Genomic DNA, 19,545 nt, shown 5'->3' with positions numbered 1-19,545 from the left:
GTCACCGCGGCGGATCATCACGGTTGCGTAAAGTCCACGCGGGTGTTCGACGCGGGTCACGATGGAGGGCCGATGCCACCGAAGAACCATGCCTCGTCAGAAGCGGGAAGCCAGGCCGAGGCGTCACCGGCCCGGCTGCGCAGCACCGACATCGCACGGCTCGCTGGCGTCTCCGTCGCGGCGGTGTCCATCGCCGTCAACGGGCGCCCCGGGCTGAGCGACGCCACCCGCAAGCGCATCCTCGATGTCGCGAACGAGCTCAACTGGCGCCCGCACCTTGCCGCCCGCGCGCTCAAGGGCGCGGCCAACGACGTGGTCGGCATCGTCATCGCCCGTCCCGCGCGCACGCTCGGCGTGGAGCCCTTCTTCGCGCAGTTCCTCTCCGGTCTCCAGTCCTGCCTGTCCAACCGGGGGATCGCCACGCAGTTACTCATCGTCGAGGACATCGAGGCCCAGGTGGCGGTCTACCGGCGCTGGGCGGCCGAGCAGCGCGTGGACGGCCTGGTCCTGCTCGACCTCGCGGTCGACGACGTCCGGCCTCAACTCGTCGCCGATCTGGGCATTCCCGCGGTGGTGCTGGGAAGCCATGGGAATCCCCTGCCGCTCACCAGCGTCTGGGTGGACGACCACGCGGCGGCGGTCAGCATCCTGCGCCATCTGGTCACCCTCGGACACCGGCGCATCGGCCACGTCAGCGGCACGGTGGCCTACCAGCACACCCAGCGCCGCCTGCGGGCCATCGAGGACGTACGCGACGCCACCGGCATCGACGTGACGTCCATCGCCACCGACTACTCCGACGCCCAGGGCGCGTCGGCGACCCGCCGTCTCCTCGAAGCCGACCCCCGCCATACGGCGGTCGTCTACGACAACGACGTCATGGCGGTCGCCGGACTCGGCGTGGCCACCGAGATGGGCATCGCCGTCCCCGGCGAGGTCTCCGTGGTGTCCTTCGACGACTCCGTACTCACCACGATGGCGCACCCCTCGCTCACCGCGCTCACGCGCGACACCTTCGCACTCGGCACGCTCACGGCCACCGAACTGCTCCGCGTCATGGCCGAACGACCCACCCCCCGCTCCGTGCAGGCTCCCACTCCGCAGCTCGTCGTACGGCAGAGCACTGCCCCTCCCATCGAGGGATAACACACAGGCCAGGCGGTGTTGTTGTCGGCGTACGGATCGCGCGGGGACATCGAACCCCTGGCGCAGGTCGTAGCTGGCGGCGAAGCTGCTGCTCGACACGGTCGGTCACGAAGGGCCGCCCCGGTCCGCGTAAACCACGCGCGGTTCGACGCGGCCGTCCGCTAGCCTCGCGAGGTTGCTCGCCGCGCCCGCGTTCGCCGCGCCTTCGAGGAGAGGACCACCATGGCCCAGCCCTTCCCGCCCGCCGAACCGGACGCGCACGGCCTGCTCGATGTCGGCGACGGCAACCGCATCTACTGGGAGACCAGCGGAAACCCCGAGGGCAAGGTGGCGCTGTGCGTGCACGGCGGCCCCGGCAGCGGGGGACGCCGTGGCAGCCGCACGATGTTCGACCCCGAGGTCTACCGGGTCGTCCTGTTCGACCAGCGTGGCTGCGGTGAGAGCCTGCCGCACGCCTCCGACCCGGCGGTCGGCCTCGCCCACAACACCACCCACCACCTCGTCGCCGACATGGAGCGGCTGCGCGAGCACCTGGGCGTCGAGCGCTGGCTGCTCCACGGCGGCTCCTGGGGCTCCACACTGATCCTGGCGTACGCGGAGCGGTACCCCGAGCGGGTCTCCGAGATCGTCATCTGCGGCGTCACCATGACGCGGCCGGAGGAAACCGACTGGCTCTACCGCGGCGTCGGACGCCTGCTGCCCGGCGCCTGGGAGGCGTTCCGCGACGCACTGCCGCCGACCGACCGCGACGGCGATCTCGTGGCCGCCTACGACCGGCTGCTGAACAGCCCGGACGAGGCGGTACGGGCCAAGGCGGCACGGGACTGGTGCGCCTGGGAGGACGCGGTCATCGCCCACGAGACGCTCGGCCATCCGGGCTACTACAGCGACAAGACCGACGACGCGCTGCTCGCCTTCACCCGGATCTGCGCGCACTACTTCGCCCACGACGCCTGGCTGGAGGACGGCCAACTGCTGCGGGACGCGCACCGCCTGGCGGGCATCCCGGCGGTGCTGATCCACGGCCGGCTCGACCTGGGCAGCCCGCTGAAGACCGCGTGGGAGCTGTCCAAGGCGTGGCCGGACGCGGAGCTGAAGGTGATCGACGACTCGGGGCACACCGGCAGCCCCGCGATGCGGGACGCGATCCTGGAAGCGACCGCCCGGTTCGGGAAGGACGCCTAACGGCCCCGGTTCAGGCGGACGACAGCGCTGCGGCGGCCGCTCCGGCGAGATCGGTGGCCATCCCGCAGGGCCGGTCCTTGCGGCCCGCGCCCTTGAGGACGAGGGCCACCCGCTCGGTGCCCTGCACCCGGTCCACGCCGGTGTACTCGCGATGGACCACCTCGACGCGGCAGCTCCCCGGGCCCTCGTCGTCCGGCAGCACGATGGCCTGGTGATCACTGAGCCGGGTCGACCGGGCGTTCTCGTCGTCCGGCAGGCTGCCCTGGTCGAACCGCAGGTCCACCTCGTACGCGCTGGTGGTGCTCTTCCACTGGCACTCCCAGCGGCCGAATCCGACGTCCGGGTCCCGGGCGTCGATGCCGGGCACCTCCTCCAGCGCCTTGGTGTCGAGCAACGTACAGGCGTCCATGTGCGCCAGCGAATCGGCCGGAAAGCCCGGGGAGCGCCGGGGAATCGCACCGCGGTTGAGCACCTTGACCGCGCGTCCCGTGGCGGCGTCGGCTGTGTCGCACAGCGGCTCCCTGACCTCGGCGGGCCGTCTCGCGGCCGCGGTGACCCGGAGGCTGTTCTCCCGGGCGCCGGTCACGGCCACGGCCCGCTCGCACTCGTCGCGCTCGGCGGCACGCCGCACGACGGTGACCCGGCCGATGGTCTTCCGCGCCACGCCCTCCGGCAGCGGATCGGCGTCGAGCTCCACCCTGACGTCCACGACCTCCTCGCCGCGCTGCTTCAGGATGACGTCGCATCGGTTGAAGTTGCCGTAGTCGGGGTCCAGCGCGGCGTCCTCGTAGCGGTCGAACACACCGGCGTTCAGCAGGGCGCAGGGGTTGGCCGTACGGGGGTCGCCGATGAAGTCCGCGCTGGTCAACTCGGCCGGTGTGGTGGACGACGGAGCGGCCTCGCCGTCCCCGGAATCGCCGCCGAGGCTCGTCACGAGGAACGGGACGGCGATCGCGAGTGCCGTGACGGCGGCGGCACCGGCCGTCAGCAGCGGGCGGCGCCGGACCAGGCTCGCGATCGGGCGCGGCTGCCGCCCTCCCGCGGCGCCCTCGCGGTACGCCACGGTGGCCGTGTAGGGCGTGGTCGCCGGGGCGGCCTCGGGGAGGACCGGGAACTGCTCGGGCGAGACCGCGATGTCGGTCAGGGCGCCGAGCGCCTCGGCGGCGGTGGGCCGGGCCCCTGGGTCCTGCTGGAGCATCGCGGTGAGCACTCCCCGGAGCGGCCCGGCCAGGGGGCTGATGGCCTCCAGCCGGACCATGCGCCCGGCGCCGCGCAGCGGTGGAGTCCCCGTCACCAGGCAGTACAGGGTGGCGCCGAGGGAGAACACGTCGGACGCGCGTTCGGGCGCTCCGCGGAACGCCTCGGGAGCGGCGTAGTACGGGGTGAGGCTGACCGGTCCGTTGGGCGTGATGGTCTCGCTGCCGTCCACCCGGTACGCGGCGCCGAAATCAGCCAGTTTGGCGACCCTCTCCTGGGTGACCACGATGTTGCCGGGCTTGACGTCGCAGTGCACGATGCCCTTGGCGTGCAGCGCCGCCAGCGCGCCCGCGATCTGCGCGCCGACGTGCGCCGCCTGCTCCGGGGCCAGCTTCACCGGGACGTCCAGACTGCCGCCGGTCACATGTTCCATGACCAGCCAGAAGGTGGCCTTCTTGCCCTTGCCCGCGCGGACGGCGTCGTAGAGGGTGACGACGTTCGGGTGACTGAACTTCGCCAGAGCGCGCGCTTCGGCCAGCAACTCGTCGAACCCGGCCGGACTGCTGTCGTCGACCAGGGCCCGTTTGAGGACGACCGGCCGGCCCAGCTCCGTGTCGACGGCGAACCAGACCGCGCCCCTCCCTCCCTCGACGGGCCCCCTTGTGAGCCGGTACTTGCCCACCCGTTCCCCCCGCCGCACGACGAACTCCCCCTCACGCGAAGCCAGAATCCCTGCCGCCCATTGGCACGCAGACCGAATTTACTGCCCTCGGGGACGGGCACGCACCGGTCCGGCTAGGAGTGGTCGACCTCGATGCGGGATATGTGAACCTCGCCGTAGTTGTCGCGGTCGCACGGCTGCGAGTTCGAGCAGTTGGCCTGCGTATAGGCCCCTGCCTTGAAGTAGTTGGTGTCGCCGTCGTAGGAGATCGTGGTCTCGCGGCGCCCGTTGTAGTAGACGGCGATCTTCCCGTTCCGTGCCACGAACCTGGCCTCGAACGCGGTGCCCAGCTCGTAGTCGTCGGTGACGAGGTGGTGGTGGGAGTCGTCGCCTTCGGTGATGTAGAGATTGCTGCCTTCGAGGCGGAAGACCGTGACATCGTCGTCCCCGCCGTGGATCTGCGCACCGACGAGATGCGGCTTGTCCTTGGGGAGCGCCATGAACGCCTCGTCGACCTCAAGGGTGTGGGTGCCCTCGGTGGTCGGCCAGCTCGCCTCGTCTTCCCCGCCGTCCGTCATCTCCCGCAGCTCGGCGCGCGGGTAGCCGGAGCCTCCGGTGGTCACGCCGTCGACGGCGGACCGGAACCGGACCGCGTCGCAGTCCTCGGTGGCCTGGAACCAGGGCCTGGCGGAGAAGGTGGCGAGATCGGGCTGGGTGATCTCGGTCGGGTCCTCCTCCTCGCCGGTGGGCAGGGTCATCTTCCAGTCGGTGAGATCGAGGACATCGGCGGGGTACTTGCAGCGGGCGGTCGCGGCCCCGGGGGCGCCGGCGGCGTCGGCCTGTGCCGGAATCGCGAGGGCGGCCGTGGTGATGCCCGCGAGAGCGGCGATGCGCATGCGTGTCATGGGAATGCTCCTTCCTGGGTGAGCCGTTCCCATCGTTCGACGCCGCCTCCGGGACGGGTCCCGGAGGGAAGCGGTCCGGCGCTCACGCGGGATCGGGCCAGGGGGCCTCGTCCTCGATCAGGTCCAGGTCCGGGGGTACGAGCGTCGTGGACTCCACCAGCCCCTTGAGCAGGTTGTGCAGCAGGCCGTTGTCGGCGGGGCGCCCCTGCGACTTGTCGTGCATCAGCGGGTACCTGAAGCCGGTCTGGTGCAGTCGGCGGCGTACGGCCTCGATCCGGTACTCGATCTTGCGCTCGTTCCAGCCCGCGTCCGGGTGGAGATCGCCGAGCTGCCGGGCCGCCACGGCGTAGCTCATGGGGCGCGGATCCTCCTCGTACAGCAGATACCGCTGGCCGAGGACGACCAGCAGCAGCCGTTCGTCGTCGTCGAGCGGCCAGATCTCAGGCCGCAGGGTCTCGGCGCGCCGCCGCGAGACCGGCCCCAGGTCGTCGTGGCCCGCCACGTACAGCTCGACCAGGTGTTCACGGTAGCCGGAGCCCTTGACGAACAGCGGGGTGTAGCCGGTGTCGAGCGGGATCGGCTCGGTGCTGAGGTGCATCATCCTGCCGCGGGGCAGCCGGACGAGCTGCCGCCCGGTGTTCCGCAGCCACCACTGCCCCTGGCGGTACGTCAGCTCCCCGTGCCGTCGGCTCACCCGGAGGTCGTCCACGCCGACGCCCAGGTCCACGTCCGGCTTCTGACCGCGCCCGAAGCAGACCGTGAGTCCCGGCCGGGGCGGTGCGCTGAGGTCGCCGGTCAGGGTGCGGGCGTGCAGGCTGCCGGGCGTGGTGGGCGCGACTCCGCGCGCGAGGCTGGCGGAGAGGGGCATCGGATGACTCCTCGGGTCGGGGGGATGCGCGGTGACACCCGCCCAGGGTGCGCGCCCTGCGCCGGGACCCGTCCCCACGGCACGTCCCGCCCCCACCGTACGGGCCGACCCGCGTGCCCTATACGAAGCGGGAGGGCCCGGCGGCGCGGACAGAGGGTGGCGGCGGGCTACCCGGATCCTCCATCATGAGTTAGGTTAGGCATACCTAAGTTGTTCGCTCGATGTCCGTCCTACCCGCGCCTGGAGTCTGCCGGATGCGTCCTCTCCCCACCCCCGCCACCGCCCCGACCGCCGCCGAGCGCGTCCGGTCGATCCTCACCGCCGCCCATTCGATGACCGTGGTGAGCGACGGGGTCCACACCGAAGTACGCCGCCTCGACGGCACGGGGGCGATGGGCCACTTCCATCTCCACCCGCCGTTCGAGGGCACCCCCGGGGCCCGGACGGCGATGCGCATTCCGGTGCGGCTGGAGCTGACCGACGTCGCCCCCACGCCCGTACGCGACCGCCTGCGCGCCCGCGTGACGGTGACCGGGCTGCTGGCCGCTCCGTACGACGCGGAGGCCAAGGAGAGCACTTGCCTGGAGTTCGGCCAGGCGGTCCTGGAGGACGACCGGGGGCGCACGTACGTCACCCTCCACACCCTTCAGGCGGCGCCGCTCGACCCCATCGCCACCAGCGAGGCGAGCATGCTGACCCATCTCGTCGACGACCACAGCGAACTCGTCCCCCTGCTGCTGCGCCTCGTCCACCCCCATCCGGACAAGGGCATGGTGCGCGCCCTCCCCGTGGCGATGGACCGCTACGGCATCACCCTGCGCCTCGAACACCCCCGCAGGTACCACGACGTCCGGCTGCCGTTCAAAACCCCCGTGACCCACCTCAACCAGGCCGGACCCCAGATCCACGCCCTGCTGACCACGGCGCGCCGCCTCGCCCACACGGGCAACCTGCTGGCCTGAACCGCCCGCACCTTCAACCGGCGTCGGCGCGGTGGCCGCTCATCACGGCCAGGCTCTCGTCGCGGATGGGCTGCGAGGTGTCACGGTCGGGGCGGTAGGGGGCCAGGGCTGGATCGGGGGTGGCTGTGGTGAGTTCCCCGGCGGCGAGGGAGGCCAGGAGCGGGGCGAGGGTGACGCCGCTGTGGGTGGCGATGGTGTAGAGGCCGGGTGCGTCGGGGTGCGGGCCGACCAGGGGCAGGCCGTCTTCGGGAACGGGGCGGACACCGATCCGGGTGGCTCCCAGGGCGCGGAAGGCGGGCAGGACCGCGGCGCACCGGCCGAGGAGGTCCGCTTCGGACGGCACCCGGGTGGCCGGGGTCGGGTCGAGGAGGGCGTCGACCGGCCAGGAGATGGCGCAGACCCGGTTGCCCGGGGCGGGGCGCAGGTCGACGCCGGGGGTGGCGACGATGGCGCGCAGCGGCTCGGCGAGGGGGACGGACTCGCCCACCAGCCCTGGGATCCGGCGCAGCGGCAGCCGTGCCCCGGCGAGTTCGGCGATGCGCCCGGCGCCGGGGCCCGCGCAGTTGACGACGTGGTCGGCCTCGAAGCGGCAGCCGCGCGCCTCGGCGCCGCGGACGCGTGTCCCGTCCCGCAGCAGGGCGGTGACGGGGGTGTCGTAGCGGATGTCGGCGCCCAGCACCGCGGCCCGGTCGAGGAGGGTGCGTGCGAGGAGGGGGGCGTCGTACCAGGTGGCGTCGTCGTGCACGACGAGTTCGGTGGCGCGGCAGGAGGCGGGGTCGACGGCGGGTGCGAGCGTGCGCAGTTCGCCGGGGTCGGCGGTGCGGCAGGGGTGTCCCCATGCGGCGAGGCGTTCGGCACGCGCGCGGAGGGTGCGCTGTTCCTCCTCGGTGTGGCCCCACTGGACGAGCGGTGCGGGGTGGCGCCAGCCGGGGGCTCCGGTGCGGGCGTGGAACTCCTCCGCCAGTTCCCGGTGGAGCGCGGCGCTGCGCTGGTTGAGCAGGAAGTAGGAGTGGGGCGTCTTCAGGTGGGTGACGTCGATGGAGAAGGTGGCGCTGGAGGTGCCCGGCGTGGGTCCGCCGGCGTCGAGCACGGTGACGTCGACGCCTGCCTCGGCGAGGCGGTGGGCGGTGGCGGCGCCGATCACTCCGGCGCCGATGACGAGGGCACGGGTCATGGAGACTCCTTCGGAGGCGAGGCGGTTCAGAGGACCTTGCTGAGGAACGCTCGGGTGCGTTCGTGGCGCGGGTCGCTCAGCACGTCCGCGGGCGGGCCGGTTTCGATGACGGCGCCGTCGTCCATGAACACCAGCGAGTCGCCCACCTCGCGGGCGAAGCCCATCTCATGGGTGACGACGACCATGGTCATGCCGTCGTCGGCGAGCGCGCGCATCACCTCCAGTACCTCTCCGACGAGTTCGGGGTCGAGCGCGGAGGTGGGCTCGTCGAACAGCATCAGCTCGGGCCGCATGGCCAGGGCGCGGGCGATGGCCACGCGTTGCTGCTGGCCGCCGGAGAGCTGGGCGGGGTAGCAGTGGGTCTTGTCGGCGAGGCCGACGCGGTCGAGCAGTTCCGCGCCGCGCTTCCGGGCCTGCTCCTTCGGCTCCTTCCTGACCTGGACGGGAGCCTCGATGACGTTTTCCAGCGCGGTCATGTGCGGAAAGAGGTTGAAGCGCTGGAAGACCATGCCGATGCCCCGGCGGCGGCGCGAGACGGCCTTCTCGCTCAGCTCGTGGAGCCTGCCGTCCCGCTCCTCGTAGCCGACGAGTTCGTCGCGGACGTACAGGCGCCCCCGGTCGATGGTCTCCAGGTGGTTGACGCAGCGCAGGAAGGTGGACTTGCCGGACCCTGAGGGGCCCACGAGGCACATCACCTCCCCTGGGGCGACGGTCAGGTCGATGCCCTTGAGCACCTCGGTGCGGCCGAAGCTCTTGTGCACGCCCTCGGCTCTGATCACGGCGGCGGTCAACGTGCGCTCTCCTCACGGTGTTTCCGGGCCGCGGTACGCAGCCGCTGGAGCGGGGTGGGCGGCAGGGTGCGGCTGGTGCCGCGGCCGAAGCGCCGTTCCAGGTAGTACTGGCCGACGTTGAGCACGGAGGTGGCCACGAGGTACCAGAAGCAGGCGACGACCAGCAGCGGCACCTGCTGGAAGTTGCGCGAGTAGATGCCCTGGATGGAGGTCAGCAGCTCGGGCACGGCGATGGCGAAGACCAGCGAGGTGGTCTTCAGCATGGAGATCGCCTGGTTGCCGGTGGGCGGGATGATGATGCGCAGCGCCTGCGGCAGCACGATCCGGCGCAGGGTCTGCCCGCGGGACATGCCCAGAGCCTGGGCGGCCTCGTTCTGGCCGTCGTCGACGGAGGTGATGCCCGCGCGGACGATCTCGGCCATGTACGCGGCCTCGTGCAGCCCGAGGCCGAGGACGGCGGCGGTGAGCTGGGTGATGAGGACGTTCGTCTCGGCCTCCACGAACGTCGGTCCCCAGGGGATGCCGAGGCCGATGGTGGGGACGATCGCGGAGAGGAAGTACCAGAAGAGGAGCTGGACCAGCAGCGGGGTGCCGCGGAAGAGCCAGATGTAGGCCCAGCTGAGCCGGGACAGGATCGGGTTCGCGGACATCCGCAGGACGGCGAGGACGACACCGCCGACGATGCCGACGGCCATGGCGAGGGCGGTCAGCAGCAGGGTGGTGCGCAGCCCCTCCATGATCACCGGGGAGAAGAGGAACTCCCCGACGGTCCCCCACCGCATCCGGGGATTGGTGATCCAGCCCTCCAGCAGGAAGACCAGCAGGAAGGCCACGACGACCGCGGCGGCGCGCTGCCCCGGGCGGCGTACGGGGACGGCGCGCAGGGTGTCCGCGGCGCGGCCGGAGCCGGTGCCGCCGGGGTCCGCCTTGGTGAGGGTGTCGGTCATGCCGCGCCCCCGTTCACCGTGGCGCGCTTCAGGGCCCCGGAGGTGATGTTCCACTGGTCGAGGATCTTCGCGTAGGTGCCGTTGTCGATGAGTTTCTGAAGGGCACCGCGGACAGCCCGTATCAACGTCCGCTCCTCCTTGTCGATCAGGATTCCGTAGGGCAGGTAGCGGTACGGCTCACCGGCCGTGCGGAACCTGCCGTGCGACATCCGGGCCTGGTAGACGACGGTGGGGGTGCCGCCGACGAACGCGTCGGCACGGCCCGTGGACAGTGCCTGGAAGCAGCCGACGGAGTCGGGGAACACCAGCTTCTCCAGCTCGGGCTTGCCGTCCGCCGCGCACTTCCTCGCCTGCGCCGCCACGTCGTCCACCTGCGAGGTGCCCTGCTCCACGGCGACCTGGTTGCCGCACAGGCCGCGGAGGGAGCGGATGCCCCCGGCGGCCTTCTCGGAGGCGAGGATCGAGCTGCTGGTCTTCATGTAGTCGACGAACGTGACCTGCGACTGGCGTTCCTTCTTGTCGAGCATGGCCTGGATCGCCACGTCGTAGCGGTGGGACCGGACACCGCCGATGATGCTGTCGAAGTTCGCCTGCACCAGGTGGACCCGGAGACCGAGGACCTGGCCGACCGCGCGGATGAGGTCGGGTTCGGCGCCGATGACGGTCTTGTTGTCGATGTCCAGGAGGGACAGCGGCGGGTAGTCGTTGCCGACGGCCGACGTGAGGGACCCCTTGTCGCGGATGTCCCGCGGGAGCAGCGCGCGGAGCGCGGGGTCGACGCGCTGGTGGGGCACCTTGGACGGGTTGACGGTCGTGGCGCCGCCGCACGCCGTCACGGTGGGCGTGAGCAGTGCCGCGAGCGCGAGGGGAAGTGCGGTGGCGCGGGCGCGCGCCTGCCTTCCGGGCACGGTGCCTCCCTTCTGGGCTGCTGGTCGGGGGACCGGCACAGGGCTGGTGACCGCCCAATCTGCGCGATGGCGATCTCCTGGGCAAGAACAGGGAGAATGAACGTTTCCACGCGGAGTGTTAAGTTCCTTTGATGCTGACCCCGCCGCAGTTGCAGGCGATCTGCGAGGTGGTCGCCGCGGGCTCGTTCCGTTCGGCCGCCCAGCGCCTCGGCTACACGCCCTCCGCAGTCTCCCAGCAGATATCCACCGTCGAACGCGCCCTGGGCGTCGCGCTCTTCGAGCGCTCACCGCGCAGCGTGCGCCCCACTCCGGCCGGGCTCCAGCTCGCCCGGCGCGCGGGCCGCCTGCTGGCCGACCTGTCGGCTACGGAGAACGAGATGCGGGCCTACGCCGCCGCGACACGGGGGCGGCTGCGGCTGGGCAGCTTCTGGTCCGCGGGGTTCCGGCTGGTGCCGACGGTGCTGACGGGTTTCCTCCGCGACCGGCCGGAGGTCGATGTCCGCTACGAGGAGGGCGACCCGCAGGTCACCGTGCCCGCGGTGGTGGAGGGGCGGCTGGATCTCGCCGTGATCTTCGAGTACGGGGTGGTACCGCACAGTTGGCCGGACGGCCTCGATCACACGCTGGTGCGCGAAGAGCCGCTCTACGTCCTCCTGCCCGCGGGACACCCCCTCGCCGGACGGCGGCACATCCGCCTCGCCGATCTGCGGGACGAGCGCTGGATCAGCTACCACGAGGACACCGACGCCGCCCGCTGCCTGCGCCACATCTGCGCGGCCGGTGGCTTCCTGCCCGAGGTGCTGTTCCGTACGAACGACTACAACCTGCCCTACGAACTGGTCCGGCAGGGCCTGGGGGTGGCGATCGCGCCGGAGCTCGCCATCGCGGACACCTCCGCCTCACCCGACGCCTCCGGCACCCACCTGGTCCGGCTCACCGACCCCACCCACACCCGCCGGGTCTATGCCACCCGCCGCACCAGCGACCCCAACCCGTTCCTCCCCCAGGCCCTGGCCCTCCTGCACACCGCAGCGGCCGCCCTGCCCGAGCGGGGCGGCGGCGCACAAAACCCCACGGTCGTCGGCTGAAGCCGACCCGCGCGCTGTCCTTGTACTTCCTTTGCCACGCGTTCGCCGGGCATTGGCCTGGGCTTGTTTGCATACAGGAATGGACCACATCACCTTCCTGGTGGCGGTCGTCGTCGTCACGGCCCTCGCCTTCGACTTCACCAACGGATTCCACGACACCGCGAACGCGATGGCGACCTCCATCGCCACCGGCGCGCTCACCCCCAGAACGGCGGTTCTGGTGAGCGGAGTCCTCAATGTCGTCGGTGCCTTCCTGTCCACCGAGGTCGCCAAGACCATCTCCGGTGGCATCGTCGACGACACCCTGGTCACCCCGGGGATGATCTTCGCAGGACTGGTCGGGGCCATCCTCTGGAATCTGCTGACCTGGCTGGTCGGGCTGCCGTCGAGTTCCTCGCACGCCCTGTTCGGCGGGCTGATCGGGGCCGTGTGGGTCGGGGCGGGCGCCCATGGCGTGCACTTCGACAAGGTCGTCGAGAAGGTGCTGATCCCGGCAGTGGCCTCACCGGTCGTGGCTGGTGTCGCCGCGCTGCTGGCCACCTACCTCGCGTACCGGCTCACCGACCGCGCCCGTAAGAAGTCGGTGACCAAGGGCTTCCGGGCCGGTCAGATCGCCTCGGCCTCGCTGGTGTCCCTCGCACACGGCACGAACGACGCGCAGAAGACCATGGGTGTCATCACGCTGACCCTGATCTCGGCGGGAGCGCTCGGCCATGACGCCGGTCCGCCGCTGTGGGTGATCGGCTCCGCGGGCCTCGCGATCGGACTCGGCACGTACCTGGGCGGGTGGCGGATCATCCGCACCATGGGCAAGGGGCTCACCGAGATCCAGTCGCCGCAGGGCTTCGCCGCCGAGACCGCCTCCACCACCGTCATCCTCACCTCCGCGCACCTCGGCTTCGCCCTGTCCACCACGCAGGTGGCCTCCGGCAGCATCCTCGGCGCGGGCCTTGGCCGGCGGCTGGCGGAGGTGCGCTGGGGCGTCGCGGGCCGCATGGTCATCGCCTGGATGATCACGCTGCCCGCCGCCGCGGTGGTCGGTGGCGTCTCCGCGAGCGTGGTCACCAACGGCGGCAACATCGGCGCGGCGGTCGTCGCCCTGGTCGGTGCGGCTCTCGCCGGGGGCATCGTGCTCCTCTCGCGCCGTCACCCCGTGGACGCGAAGAACGTCAACGACGCCCACGAGGTCACCATCCGTACCGAGCCGCCGGCCACGGTCGGCACGGCCGCGTAAGCCCTTTCGAACCGGGGAGTCAAAACGATGCATCTCGACTGGACCGCACTCGGCCAGGTCACCGCGGTGAGCATCGGCGTCACCGTCGCCGTGGTCACCGTCTTCGCCCTCGGTGTGCTGGGCCTCGCCCGCGTCGAGGCGGCCCGGGAGGGGAACGGCACCGGCTCCACCGTCGGCCTCGCCCAGGCCGGACTGTGCTTCGTGGCGTGCGCGGCGGTGGTCGCGTACGGCATCTATCTCATCGTGCCGCAGTTCCACTGAGGGGGTAGGAGGACCGGATGACGAAACCGCCCTCGCTGTCCGAACTGGCCGACCTGCGGGTCGACTACAGCGACCATGACGACCCCGTGCTCATCCGGCCGGACGGAAGCCCGGTCGACACCTGGCGGGAGAACTACCCGTACACCCAGCGCATGGAGCGCCCGGAGTACGAGTGGCACAAGCGGCTCCAGCAGATCGAACTGCTGAAGTTGCAGAGCTGGATCAAGGAGACCGGACGCCGGCTCGTCATCGTCTTCGAGGGCCGGGACGCGGCGGGCAAGGGCGGCACCATCAAGCGCTTCACCGAGCATCTCAACCCGCGCGGCGCCCGGGTCGTGGCGCTGGAGAAGCCGACCGAGCGCGAGCGCGGCCAGTGGTACTTCCAGCGGTACGTGGAGCATCTGCCGACCGCGGGCGAGATCGTGCTCTTCGACCGGTCCTGGTACAACCGGGCCGGTGTGGAGCGGGTGATGGGCTTCTGCGCGGAGGACGAGTACCAGCGCTTCATGCGCCAGGCGCCGATGTTCGAGCGGATGCTCGTGGACGACGGCGTGGACCTGGTGAAGTTCTGGTTCTCGGTGTCCCAGAGCGAGCAGCGCACCCGCTTCACGATCCGCCAGGTGGACCCGGTACGGCAGTGGAAGCTCAGCCCGATGGATCTGGCCTCGCTGGACCGCTGGGACACCTACACCGCCGCGAAGGTGGCCATGTTCCGCGAGACGGACACCGAGCACGCGCCGTGGACGGTGGTGAAGAGCAACGACAAGAAGCGGGCCCGTGTCGAGGCCATGCGCAGCGTGCTCGCCCGCTTCGACTACACCGGCAAGGACGAGGAGGTCGTCGGCACCCCCGATCCGCGCATCATCGGCGCGGCGGCGGGCCTGCTGGAGGCGGGCGAGGACGACGCCGACGAACGCTGACGGGCGTACGGCGCACGTCGGCCGGGCTCAGCCTCAGCCGACGGCGGCGGGCTGTCCGGTGCGCAGCGAGGCGTAGGCGGCCAGCACGACGCGCAGGGTGCGCAGGCCCGCCTCGCCGTCGGGCCGGGGGCGCCGCCGGGTGCGGGCGGCGTCCAGGAACTCGTCCAGCATGGCGGCGTCCAGGTCGGTGCCGCCGGGTTCCCAGCGGGTACGGCCGCTGCGCGCGTCGAAGCCGCCGAGCAGCCGGGGGAAGGCGTCGAACTCGACGATGGCGCGCTCCCCCACGCAGGTCAGGGTCAGCCCGCCCCAGGTGGGATGGGCCGGGGGCTGGCTCCAGCTGCAATCGATGGTGGCGACGGCGCCGCTCGGGTAGCGGACGGTGACCAGCCCCGCCGTCTCGACGGGCGAGTCGGCGTCGAGGACGGTGTTGGCCTGGGCGTAGACCTCGACGGCCTGTTCACCGTGGAGCAGGACGTCCATCAGATCGGCGAGGTGGACGGTGTGGTCCATGACCGCGCCACCACCCGCGAGCACCGGGTCGGCGAACCAGCCGCGCACCCGGGCGGGGTTGGTGCCGTTGTTGGTGCCGTGGACGCTGACGAGGGCCCCGAGGGAGCCGTCGGTCAACGTGCTCCGGAGGGCGGCGAAGGCCGGGCTGAACCGCACCGGATAGGCGGTCATCAGGCCGACCCCGGCGCGCGCGCAGGCGTCGATCATGGCGCGGGCGTCCGCCTCGGTCGTGGCGAGCGGCTTCTCGCAGAGCACCTGGGCGCCCGCGGCCGCCGCGCGCTCGACCAGGGGCCGGTGGCTGGCGTTCTCGCTGCACACCACGACCGCGTCGGGCGGCGGTGCGAAGACCTCGTCCCAGGTGTCCGCGTACGCCGCCCCCAGCCGCTCGGCGAGGGCGCGGCCGCGGGTGGCGTCGCCGGGCGGGGCGCCGGGGTCGGCGGTGATCAGGTCGATGCCGTCGCGGTCGCGCAGCAGCTCGATGTACGTCGCGGCGTGGACGTGGGCGAAGGACAGTACGGCGACCCTCACGTGGGGATTCCTTCCTCGACGGCGGTCAGCTCGGGGCCGGTCAGCTCGACGGCGCGTCCCGTGCGGGCGGAGTGGGCGGCGGCCTCGGCGATACGGACGGCGGCCACGCCGTCGCGGGCGCTCACCCGGGGCGGCGGGCCGCCCGCGAACGCCTCGGCGAACTCGCGTATCTGGGTGAGGTAGGGGGACTCGCCGAAGTCACCGGCCGGGATGCCGTCCTCCTCGGCCACGGCGCCGGTGACGCGCAGACCGGGCGCGGCGAGCGAGTCGTGGTGTACGGTCCCGCCGGTCCCGGCCACATGGAAAGTCGTACGGAACCGGGTCGCCGGGGGCGCCCAGACGCCCACGACCTGGCTGATGACCCCGCCCTCGTGGGTGAGGACCGCGCCCCCGGTGGCCACCGCCGCGGCCGGTGCGGGGGCGGTGAAGTGGCCGCGCTGATAGGCGTGGACGCGGACCACCTCGCCGAACAGCCAGCGGGCGATGTCCAGGTCGTGGATCATCTGGTCGACCAGGATGCCGCCGGAGCGGGCGGGGTCGGCGAACCAGCGGCTCCAGGTGGGGTAGCGGCCGGTGCGGGTGAAGCGGGCGACCGCCACCCGGCCGACTTCGCCACTCGCGACGGCGGCGCGGAGCCGGGCGTAGGCGGGGAAGTAACGCACCACGTGTCCTGGGTAGAGCCGCACCCCGGCGGCTTCGGCGGCATCGGCCATCTCCCCGGCGTGGGCCGCGCTCAGCGCGAGGGGCTTCTCGCACAGCACATGCGCCCCGGCGGCGATGGCGGCCAGCGCGATGGCGCGGTGGGTGTCGGTGGGGGTGCAGATGTCCACCACGTCGGCGCCACTGACCGCGTCGTGCAGCGAGTCGGCCGTGGTGGCGCCGAATTCGTGGGCGAGCGTGGCGGTGTGCGGGTCGGGAGCGTACACGCGTACGCGGGCACCGAGCGCGGCCCAGGCGGGCAGGTGGGTACGGGCGATGCCGCCCGCGCCGATCAGCGCGATGTCGAGTTCTGCCATGGCCTTTCCTGACGTTGAGGGCGTCTGGACGTTGAGGGCGTCTGGACGTTGAGGGCGTCTGGACGTTGAGGGCTAGCCCTTGAGGGCGCCGCTGAGCACTCCGTTGATGAAGTGGCGCTGGAAGAAGAGGTAGACGAGGACGACGGGGGCGATCACGATCAGCGTGGCCGCCGCGAGGAGCGGTACGTCGACCTCGTACTGTCCGGTGAACAGGCCGAGCCCGGCGGGCGCGGTGCGGCGGCTCGGATCCTGGATCAGCACCAGCGGCAGCAGGAACTGGTTCCAGCTCCAGACGAAGTACAGGACGCCGAGGGTGGTCACCGCGGGCCGGGAGCTGGGCATCAGGACCCGCCACAGCGTGGTCCACGACGAGGCGCCGTCCAGCCGGGCGGCCTCGATGAGGCTGCGCGGCACGGTCGCGAAGTGGGCCCGCATCCAGAACACGCCGAACGGCATGAACGCACCGATCTCGGCGAGCGCCAGGCCCGGCACGGTATTGGTGAGCCCGACGGCCCGCAGGTCGTAGTAGAGCGGGATGACGGTGACCTCGACCGGGATGGACAGCCCGAGCAGCAGATACGCGTAGAGCTTGCCGCGGCCGGGGACGTCCATCGTGGCGAGCGCGTATCCGGCCAGCGTCGCGCAGACCACGGCGGCGGGCACGACGCTGAGGGCGATCACCGCGCTGGACCGCAGCAGGGTGCCGAATCCGGCGGCGGACCAGGCGTGGCCGAAGTTCTCCAGATGGATGCCGCGGGGCCAGGCGAAGCCGGTGAGCGGCGTACCGGCGGGCTGGAGCGCGGCCAGCAGCAGGGAGAGGAACGGGATCAGTACGACGGCCAGGAACACGGCGAGGACGGCGGGCGCCGCGAGCCCCCTGGCGGACGCGCGGGCGGTGGTGACCGGTCGGGCGGTGGCGGTGGTCACGGGGCCTCCCTGGCGAGCCGGTTGATCACGAGGACGGCCACCGATATGACGGCGGTGAGGACGACGGCCAGCGCGCTGGCGAGGCCGACGGCGCCACCGCCGAAGGCGAGGCGGTAGATGAGGATGCCGGGGACGACGGTGGTGTTGCCGGGGCCGCCGCCGGTGGTGATGTAGATGAGGTCGAAGCTGGAGAGCGCGGCGATGACGGTGATCGACAGGGCGACCGCGATCTCGGGCCGCAGCAGCGGAACGGTGATGGACCGGAACTCGCGGATCGGGCCCGCCCCGTCCATGCGGGCCGCCTCGTAGATCTCCTGGTCGATGCGCTGGGTCCCGGACAGGAACAGGACCATGCACAGGCCCGAGACGACCCAGGTGCCGATGAGCCCGACGGCGGGCAGCGCCCAGGTGAAGCTGCCCAGCCACGAGTCGGCGAGCCGTTCGAGGCCGAGGGCGCGCAGCGCCTGGTTGAGGGTGCCGTCATCGGCGTACACCCAGCGCCAGATGATGGCGACCGCGACCAGCGGGATGACCTGCGGCAGGAACAGCAGCGCGCGGATGAGGGCGGTGCCCCGGCCGGTGCGGCGGGACACGATGGCCGCCGAGACCAGGCCGAGGCAGATGGGCAGGACGGAGAAGAACACGATGAGCGCGCCCGCGTGCCAGGACGCGGCGCGCAGCTGTGGGTCGGCGAAGACGCGCCGGTAGTTGTCGAGGCCGACGAAGGACGGCAGGGTCACGCCGTCCCAGTCGAAGAGCGACAGATAGGCGGTGTGCAGGGCGGGGAGGACGGCGAACAGCGTGTACGGGAGGAGGGCGGGCAGGACGTACAGCAGCGCCACGGCCCGGCGGCGCCGTCGTCGGCCCGCGTCGGTCGTCACGGCCCCGGCCGCGCCCGGACGTGGGCGCGGGCGCGGACGCTGCCGGGTGCGGGGGCGGCGGTGGGCTCCGGTGGCGAGGCGGTCGGTGGCGGTCATGCGTGGTAGTTCTCGTAGTCCTGCTGGAGGTTGGCCAGGAACTTCTCCGCGCTGACCTTGCCCCCGGCGAGCAGCTGGAGCTGGGTGGTGAGGGTGTCGGCCATGGTCGTGGTGGAGGCGTTCTGGACGAACGGCTCCAGACCGGAGTCCTTGACGATGCCCTGCCAGCCCTGTTGCACCTCGGCGAGCAGTCCGCTCTGCCGGGGCATGGCGGCCGCGTCGGGTGCCATGAACCCGCCCTTGGCGATGACGGGTGCGGCGGCCCGGCTCGCGGCGAAGTCCAGGAAGGCTGCGGCGACGTCGGGGTTGTCGCACTTGCTGGACACGCAGTAGTAGACCCCGGCGCCGGTGGTGCGCGAGGGCGCGCCCCGGGTGGCGGGCGGTGCGTTGACGTAGCCCGCGTCGTCGCCGAGGCCCTTGGCGACGGCCGCCGCGGCCCAGTTGCCGCTGATACGGAACACGCCCTCGCCCTTGGCGAAGGCGGCGGTGGCGTCGTTGTCGCTGAGGCCGTTGGTCCTGGGCGTCACATAGCCCGCGTCGACCCAGCGCAGAAGCGTCCGGGCGGCCTTCAGCGCCTCCGGGCCGGTGAGGGTGGCGCCCTTGTGGCCGAAGGCCCATGCCTCGCGGTCGGCGGGTTTCATGAAGACCGAGAGCAGGACGTTGAAGGGGTGGTTGAGCCCGCCGTCGAGGTTGCCTTCGACGAGCGCGGTCTCCCCCGCCGCCTTGGCCTTGGCGAACATCGCCTCCAGGTCGTCCAGGGTGGCCGGAGGCAGGCGGAGCCCGAGCTTGCGGGCCTTGGCCTTGTTGTAATACACGCCCTCGAAGGACAGCCCGGCGGGCACCCCGTACAGCTGTCCGGTGCCGACGGTCTTGCCGTCGTCGGAGAAGGTGATCTGGTCCAGGCCCGGGAACTTCTTGGGCCAGCCGTACGCCCTGCGGTACGCGCCCATGTCGAGCAGCAGCCGCCCTCGGACGAGGTTCTGCATGCCGGAGGTGAACTGGGCGATGTCGGGTGCGGTGTCCGCGGACATCGTGGTGTTGATGCTCTTGAGGTAGTCGTCCCAGCCGGTGTACTGGCGCTTGATCGTGACGTTGGGGTACTTCGCCATGAAGGCCCTGACCAGGCCCGGGGTCATGGTGGTGTCGTCCGCGTCGGCGAGCACGAGGGTGAGCTTCTTGCCGGTCGGGACGGCGGTGGAGGCGGGTCCGGCGCTGCTCTTCTTGGCGGAGGAGCCGGGCGTCAGGCTGCCGCATGCGGCGAGGGCGGTGGCGCCGGCCACGCCGGTGGCGGCGAGGAAGGCACGTCTGGACAGGGGCGGAAGGGTGGGTCTCACGGGGGT

General features: G+C 71.8%; 18 protein-coding genes and 1 pseudogene. 7 read left to right on the top strand and 12 right to left on the bottom strand.

What is annotated here, in order from left to right; all coding sequences use genetic code 11:
* Window positions 1-72: 72 nt before the first annotated feature.
* The gene (locus ACH4TL_RS36925) at window positions 73-1,146 is read left to right on the top strand and encodes a LacI family DNA-binding transcriptional regulator (protein WP_398327885.1); all 1,074 of its coding nucleotides are present in this window, start codon (window positions 73-75) and stop codon (window positions 1,144-1,146) included.
* A 222-nt stretch (window positions 1,147-1,368) separates the two neighbouring features.
* Entirely contained in the window at window positions 1,369-2,331 is a 963-nt protein-coding gene (pip, locus tag ACH4TL_RS36920) for a prolyl aminopeptidase (RefSeq protein ID WP_398327882.1), read from the top strand.
* 10 nt (window positions 2,332-2,341) lie between these two features.
* Here the strand turns inward: pip and ACH4TL_RS36915 are convergent, their stop codons facing one another.
* The 3 genes from ACH4TL_RS36915 to ACH4TL_RS36905 form a co-directional block, all read right to left on the bottom strand.
* The gene (locus ACH4TL_RS36915; protein ID WP_398327879.1) at window positions 2,342-4,228 is read right to left on the bottom strand and encodes a serine/threonine-protein kinase; all 1,887 of its coding nucleotides are present in this window, start codon (window positions 4,226-4,228) and stop codon (window positions 2,342-2,344) included.
* 95 nt (window positions 4,229-4,323) lie between these two features.
* Complete coding sequence (locus ACH4TL_RS36910; RefSeq protein ID WP_398327876.1) at window positions 4,324-5,094, bottom strand: polysaccharide lyase family 7 protein; 771 nt, start codon at window positions 5,092-5,094, stop codon at window positions 4,324-4,326.
* Between the two features lie 82 nt (window positions 5,095-5,176).
* Window positions 5,177-5,962 (bottom strand): FHA domain-containing protein, encoded by a 786-nt coding sequence (locus ACH4TL_RS36905; protein ID WP_398327873.1) that lies wholly within the window; start codon window positions 5,960-5,962, stop codon window positions 5,177-5,179.
* Between the two features lie 254 nt (window positions 5,963-6,216).
* On the opposite strand from ACH4TL_RS36905, the gene ACH4TL_RS36900 reads away from it, so the two are divergent.
* A complete protein-coding gene (locus tag ACH4TL_RS36900) occupies window positions 6,217-6,924 on the top strand; it encodes a DUF2470 domain-containing protein (RefSeq protein ID WP_398327870.1) in 708 nt (235 codons plus the stop codon).
* A 13-nt stretch (window positions 6,925-6,937) separates the two neighbouring features.
* Here ACH4TL_RS36900 and ACH4TL_RS36895 read toward each other — a convergent pair whose 3' ends face one another.
* Genes ACH4TL_RS36895 through ACH4TL_RS36880 form a run of 4 tightly spaced genes read right to left on the bottom strand, consistent with a single transcriptional unit; the run spans window position 6,938 to window position 10,744 of the window.
* Entirely contained in the window at window positions 6,938-8,098 is a 1,161-nt protein-coding gene (locus tag ACH4TL_RS36895; protein WP_398327867.1) for an NAD(P)/FAD-dependent oxidoreductase, read from the bottom strand.
* Between the two features lie 26 nt (window positions 8,099-8,124).
* Window positions 8,125-8,889 carry an amino acid ABC transporter ATP-binding protein gene (locus ACH4TL_RS36890; RefSeq protein ID WP_398327864.1) on the bottom strand — a complete coding sequence of 255 codons (765 nt, stop codon included), beginning with the start codon at window positions 8,887-8,889 and terminating at the stop codon, window positions 8,125-8,127.
* A complete protein-coding gene (locus ACH4TL_RS36885) occupies window positions 8,886-9,836 on the bottom strand; it encodes an amino acid ABC transporter permease (protein WP_398327861.1) in 951 nt (316 codons plus the stop codon). Before ACH4TL_RS36885 ends, ACH4TL_RS36890 begins: the two co-directional genes overlap by 4 nt.
* Complete coding sequence (locus ACH4TL_RS36880; RefSeq protein ID WP_398327858.1) at window positions 9,833-10,744, bottom strand: ABC transporter substrate-binding protein; 912 nt, start codon at window positions 10,742-10,744, stop codon at window positions 9,833-9,835. The genes ACH4TL_RS36885 and ACH4TL_RS36880 overlap by 4 nt, the downstream gene beginning before the upstream one ends.
* A gap of 131 nt (window positions 10,745-10,875) precedes the next feature.
* Between ACH4TL_RS36880 and ACH4TL_RS36875 the strand changes: the two genes are divergently transcribed.
* The 4 genes from ACH4TL_RS36875 to ppk2 all read left to right on the top strand — a co-directional run bounded on the left by ACH4TL_RS36875 (window position 10,876) and on the right by ppk2 (window position 14,247).
* On the top strand, window positions 10,876-11,832 hold the full coding sequence (locus tag ACH4TL_RS36875; protein ID WP_398327855.1) for a LysR family transcriptional regulator: 957 nt from the start codon (window positions 10,876-10,878) through the stop codon (window positions 11,830-11,832).
* 79 nt (window positions 11,833-11,911) lie between these two features.
* Window positions 11,912-13,066, top strand: coding sequence for an anion permease (locus ACH4TL_RS36870; RefSeq protein WP_398327852.1), 1,155 nt, complete (start codon window positions 11,912-11,914; stop codon window positions 13,064-13,066).
* A 27-nt stretch (window positions 13,067-13,093) separates the two neighbouring features.
* Window positions 13,094-13,327 (top strand): hypothetical protein, encoded by a 234-nt coding sequence (locus ACH4TL_RS36865; protein WP_398327850.1) that lies wholly within the window; start codon window positions 13,094-13,096, stop codon window positions 13,325-13,327.
* Window positions 13,328-13,344: 17 nt separating this feature from the next.
* Window positions 13,345-14,247: a polyphosphate kinase 2 gene (gene ppk2 / locus ACH4TL_RS36860; protein ID WP_398327847.1), complete on the top strand. Its 903-nt coding sequence runs from the start codon at window positions 13,345-13,347 to the stop codon at window positions 14,245-14,247.
* Window positions 14,248-14,280: 33 nt separating this feature from the next.
* Here the strand turns inward: ppk2 and ACH4TL_RS36855 are convergent, their stop codons facing one another.
* From ACH4TL_RS36855 to ACH4TL_RS36835, 5 genes and pseudogenes are all read right to left on the bottom strand, one after another.
* A complete protein-coding gene (locus tag ACH4TL_RS36855; protein ID WP_398327845.1) occupies window positions 14,281-15,285 on the bottom strand; it encodes a Gfo/Idh/MocA family protein in 1,005 nt (334 codons plus the stop codon).
* A pseudogene (locus ACH4TL_RS36850) lies at window positions 15,282-16,310 on the bottom strand (Gfo/Idh/MocA family protein); the annotation flags it as partial. The pseudogene ACH4TL_RS36850 and the gene ACH4TL_RS36855, both read right to left, overlap by 4 nt.
* A 63-nt stretch (window positions 16,311-16,373) precedes the next feature.
* Window positions 16,374-17,228, bottom strand: coding sequence for a carbohydrate ABC transporter permease (locus tag ACH4TL_RS36845; RefSeq protein ID WP_398327843.1), 855 nt, complete (start codon window positions 17,226-17,228; stop codon window positions 16,374-16,376).
* A complete protein-coding gene (locus ACH4TL_RS36840; RefSeq protein WP_398327840.1) occupies window positions 17,225-18,205 on the bottom strand; it encodes a carbohydrate ABC transporter permease in 981 nt (326 codons plus the stop codon). Before ACH4TL_RS36840 ends, ACH4TL_RS36845 begins: the two co-directional genes overlap by 4 nt.
* Window positions 18,202-19,539, bottom strand: coding sequence for an ABC transporter substrate-binding protein (locus ACH4TL_RS36835; protein ID WP_398327837.1), 1,338 nt, complete (start codon window positions 19,537-19,539; stop codon window positions 18,202-18,204). Before ACH4TL_RS36835 ends, ACH4TL_RS36840 begins: the two co-directional genes overlap by 4 nt.
* Between the last annotated feature and the right edge of the window lie 6 nt (window positions 19,540-19,545).

This window comes from Streptomyces sp. NPDC021115, from assembly GCF_044333065.1.
Lineage (GTDB): Bacteria > Actinomycetota > Actinomycetes > Streptomycetales > Streptomycetaceae > Streptomyces.
The sequence above is the reverse complement of the archived record's forward strand: the minus strand, read 5'-3'. Positions and strand labels throughout refer to the sequence as shown.

What these genes read in the sequence shown, in the direction of transcription:
- ACH4TL_RS36925 (WP_398327885.1), top strand. Translation starts at nt 73, where the DNA reads ATGCCACCGAAGAACCATGCCTCGTCAGAAGCGGGAAGCCAGGCCGAG.
- pip (WP_398327882.1), top strand. Translation starts at nt 1,369, where the DNA reads ATGGCCCAGCCCTTCCCGCCCGCCGAACCGGACGCGCACGGCCTGCTC.
- ACH4TL_RS36910 (WP_398327876.1), bottom strand. Translation starts at nt 5,094, where the DNA reads ATGACACGCATGCGCATCGCCGCTCTCGCGGGCATCACCACGGCCGCC.
- ACH4TL_RS36905 (WP_398327873.1), bottom strand. Translation starts at nt 5,962, where the DNA reads ATGCCCCTCTCCGCCAGCCTCGCGCGCGGAGTCGCGCCCACCACGCCC.
- ACH4TL_RS36900 (WP_398327870.1), top strand. Translation starts at nt 6,217, where the DNA reads ATGCGTCCTCTCCCCACCCCCGCCACCGCCCCGACCGCCGCCGAGCGC.
- ACH4TL_RS36895 (WP_398327867.1), bottom strand. Translation starts at nt 8,098, where the DNA reads ATGACCCGTGCCCTCGTCATCGGCGCCGGAGTGATCGGCGCCGCCACC.
- ACH4TL_RS36885 (WP_398327861.1), bottom strand. Translation starts at nt 9,836, where the DNA reads ATGACCGACACCCTCACCAAGGCGGACCCCGGCGGCACCGGCTCCGGC.
- ACH4TL_RS36875 (WP_398327855.1), top strand. Translation starts at nt 10,876, where the DNA reads ATGCTGACCCCGCCGCAGTTGCAGGCGATCTGCGAGGTGGTCGCCGCG.
- ACH4TL_RS36870 (WP_398327852.1), top strand. Translation starts at nt 11,912, where the DNA reads ATGGACCACATCACCTTCCTGGTGGCGGTCGTCGTCGTCACGGCCCTC.
- ACH4TL_RS36865 (WP_398327850.1), top strand. Translation starts at nt 13,094, where the DNA reads ATGCATCTCGACTGGACCGCACTCGGCCAGGTCACCGCGGTGAGCATC.
- ppk2 (WP_398327847.1), top strand. Translation starts at nt 13,345, where the DNA reads ATGACGAAACCGCCCTCGCTGTCCGAACTGGCCGACCTGCGGGTCGAC.
- ACH4TL_RS36840 (WP_398327840.1), bottom strand. Translation starts at nt 18,205, where the DNA reads ATGACCGCCACCGACCGCCTCGCCACCGGAGCCCACCGCCGCCCCCGC.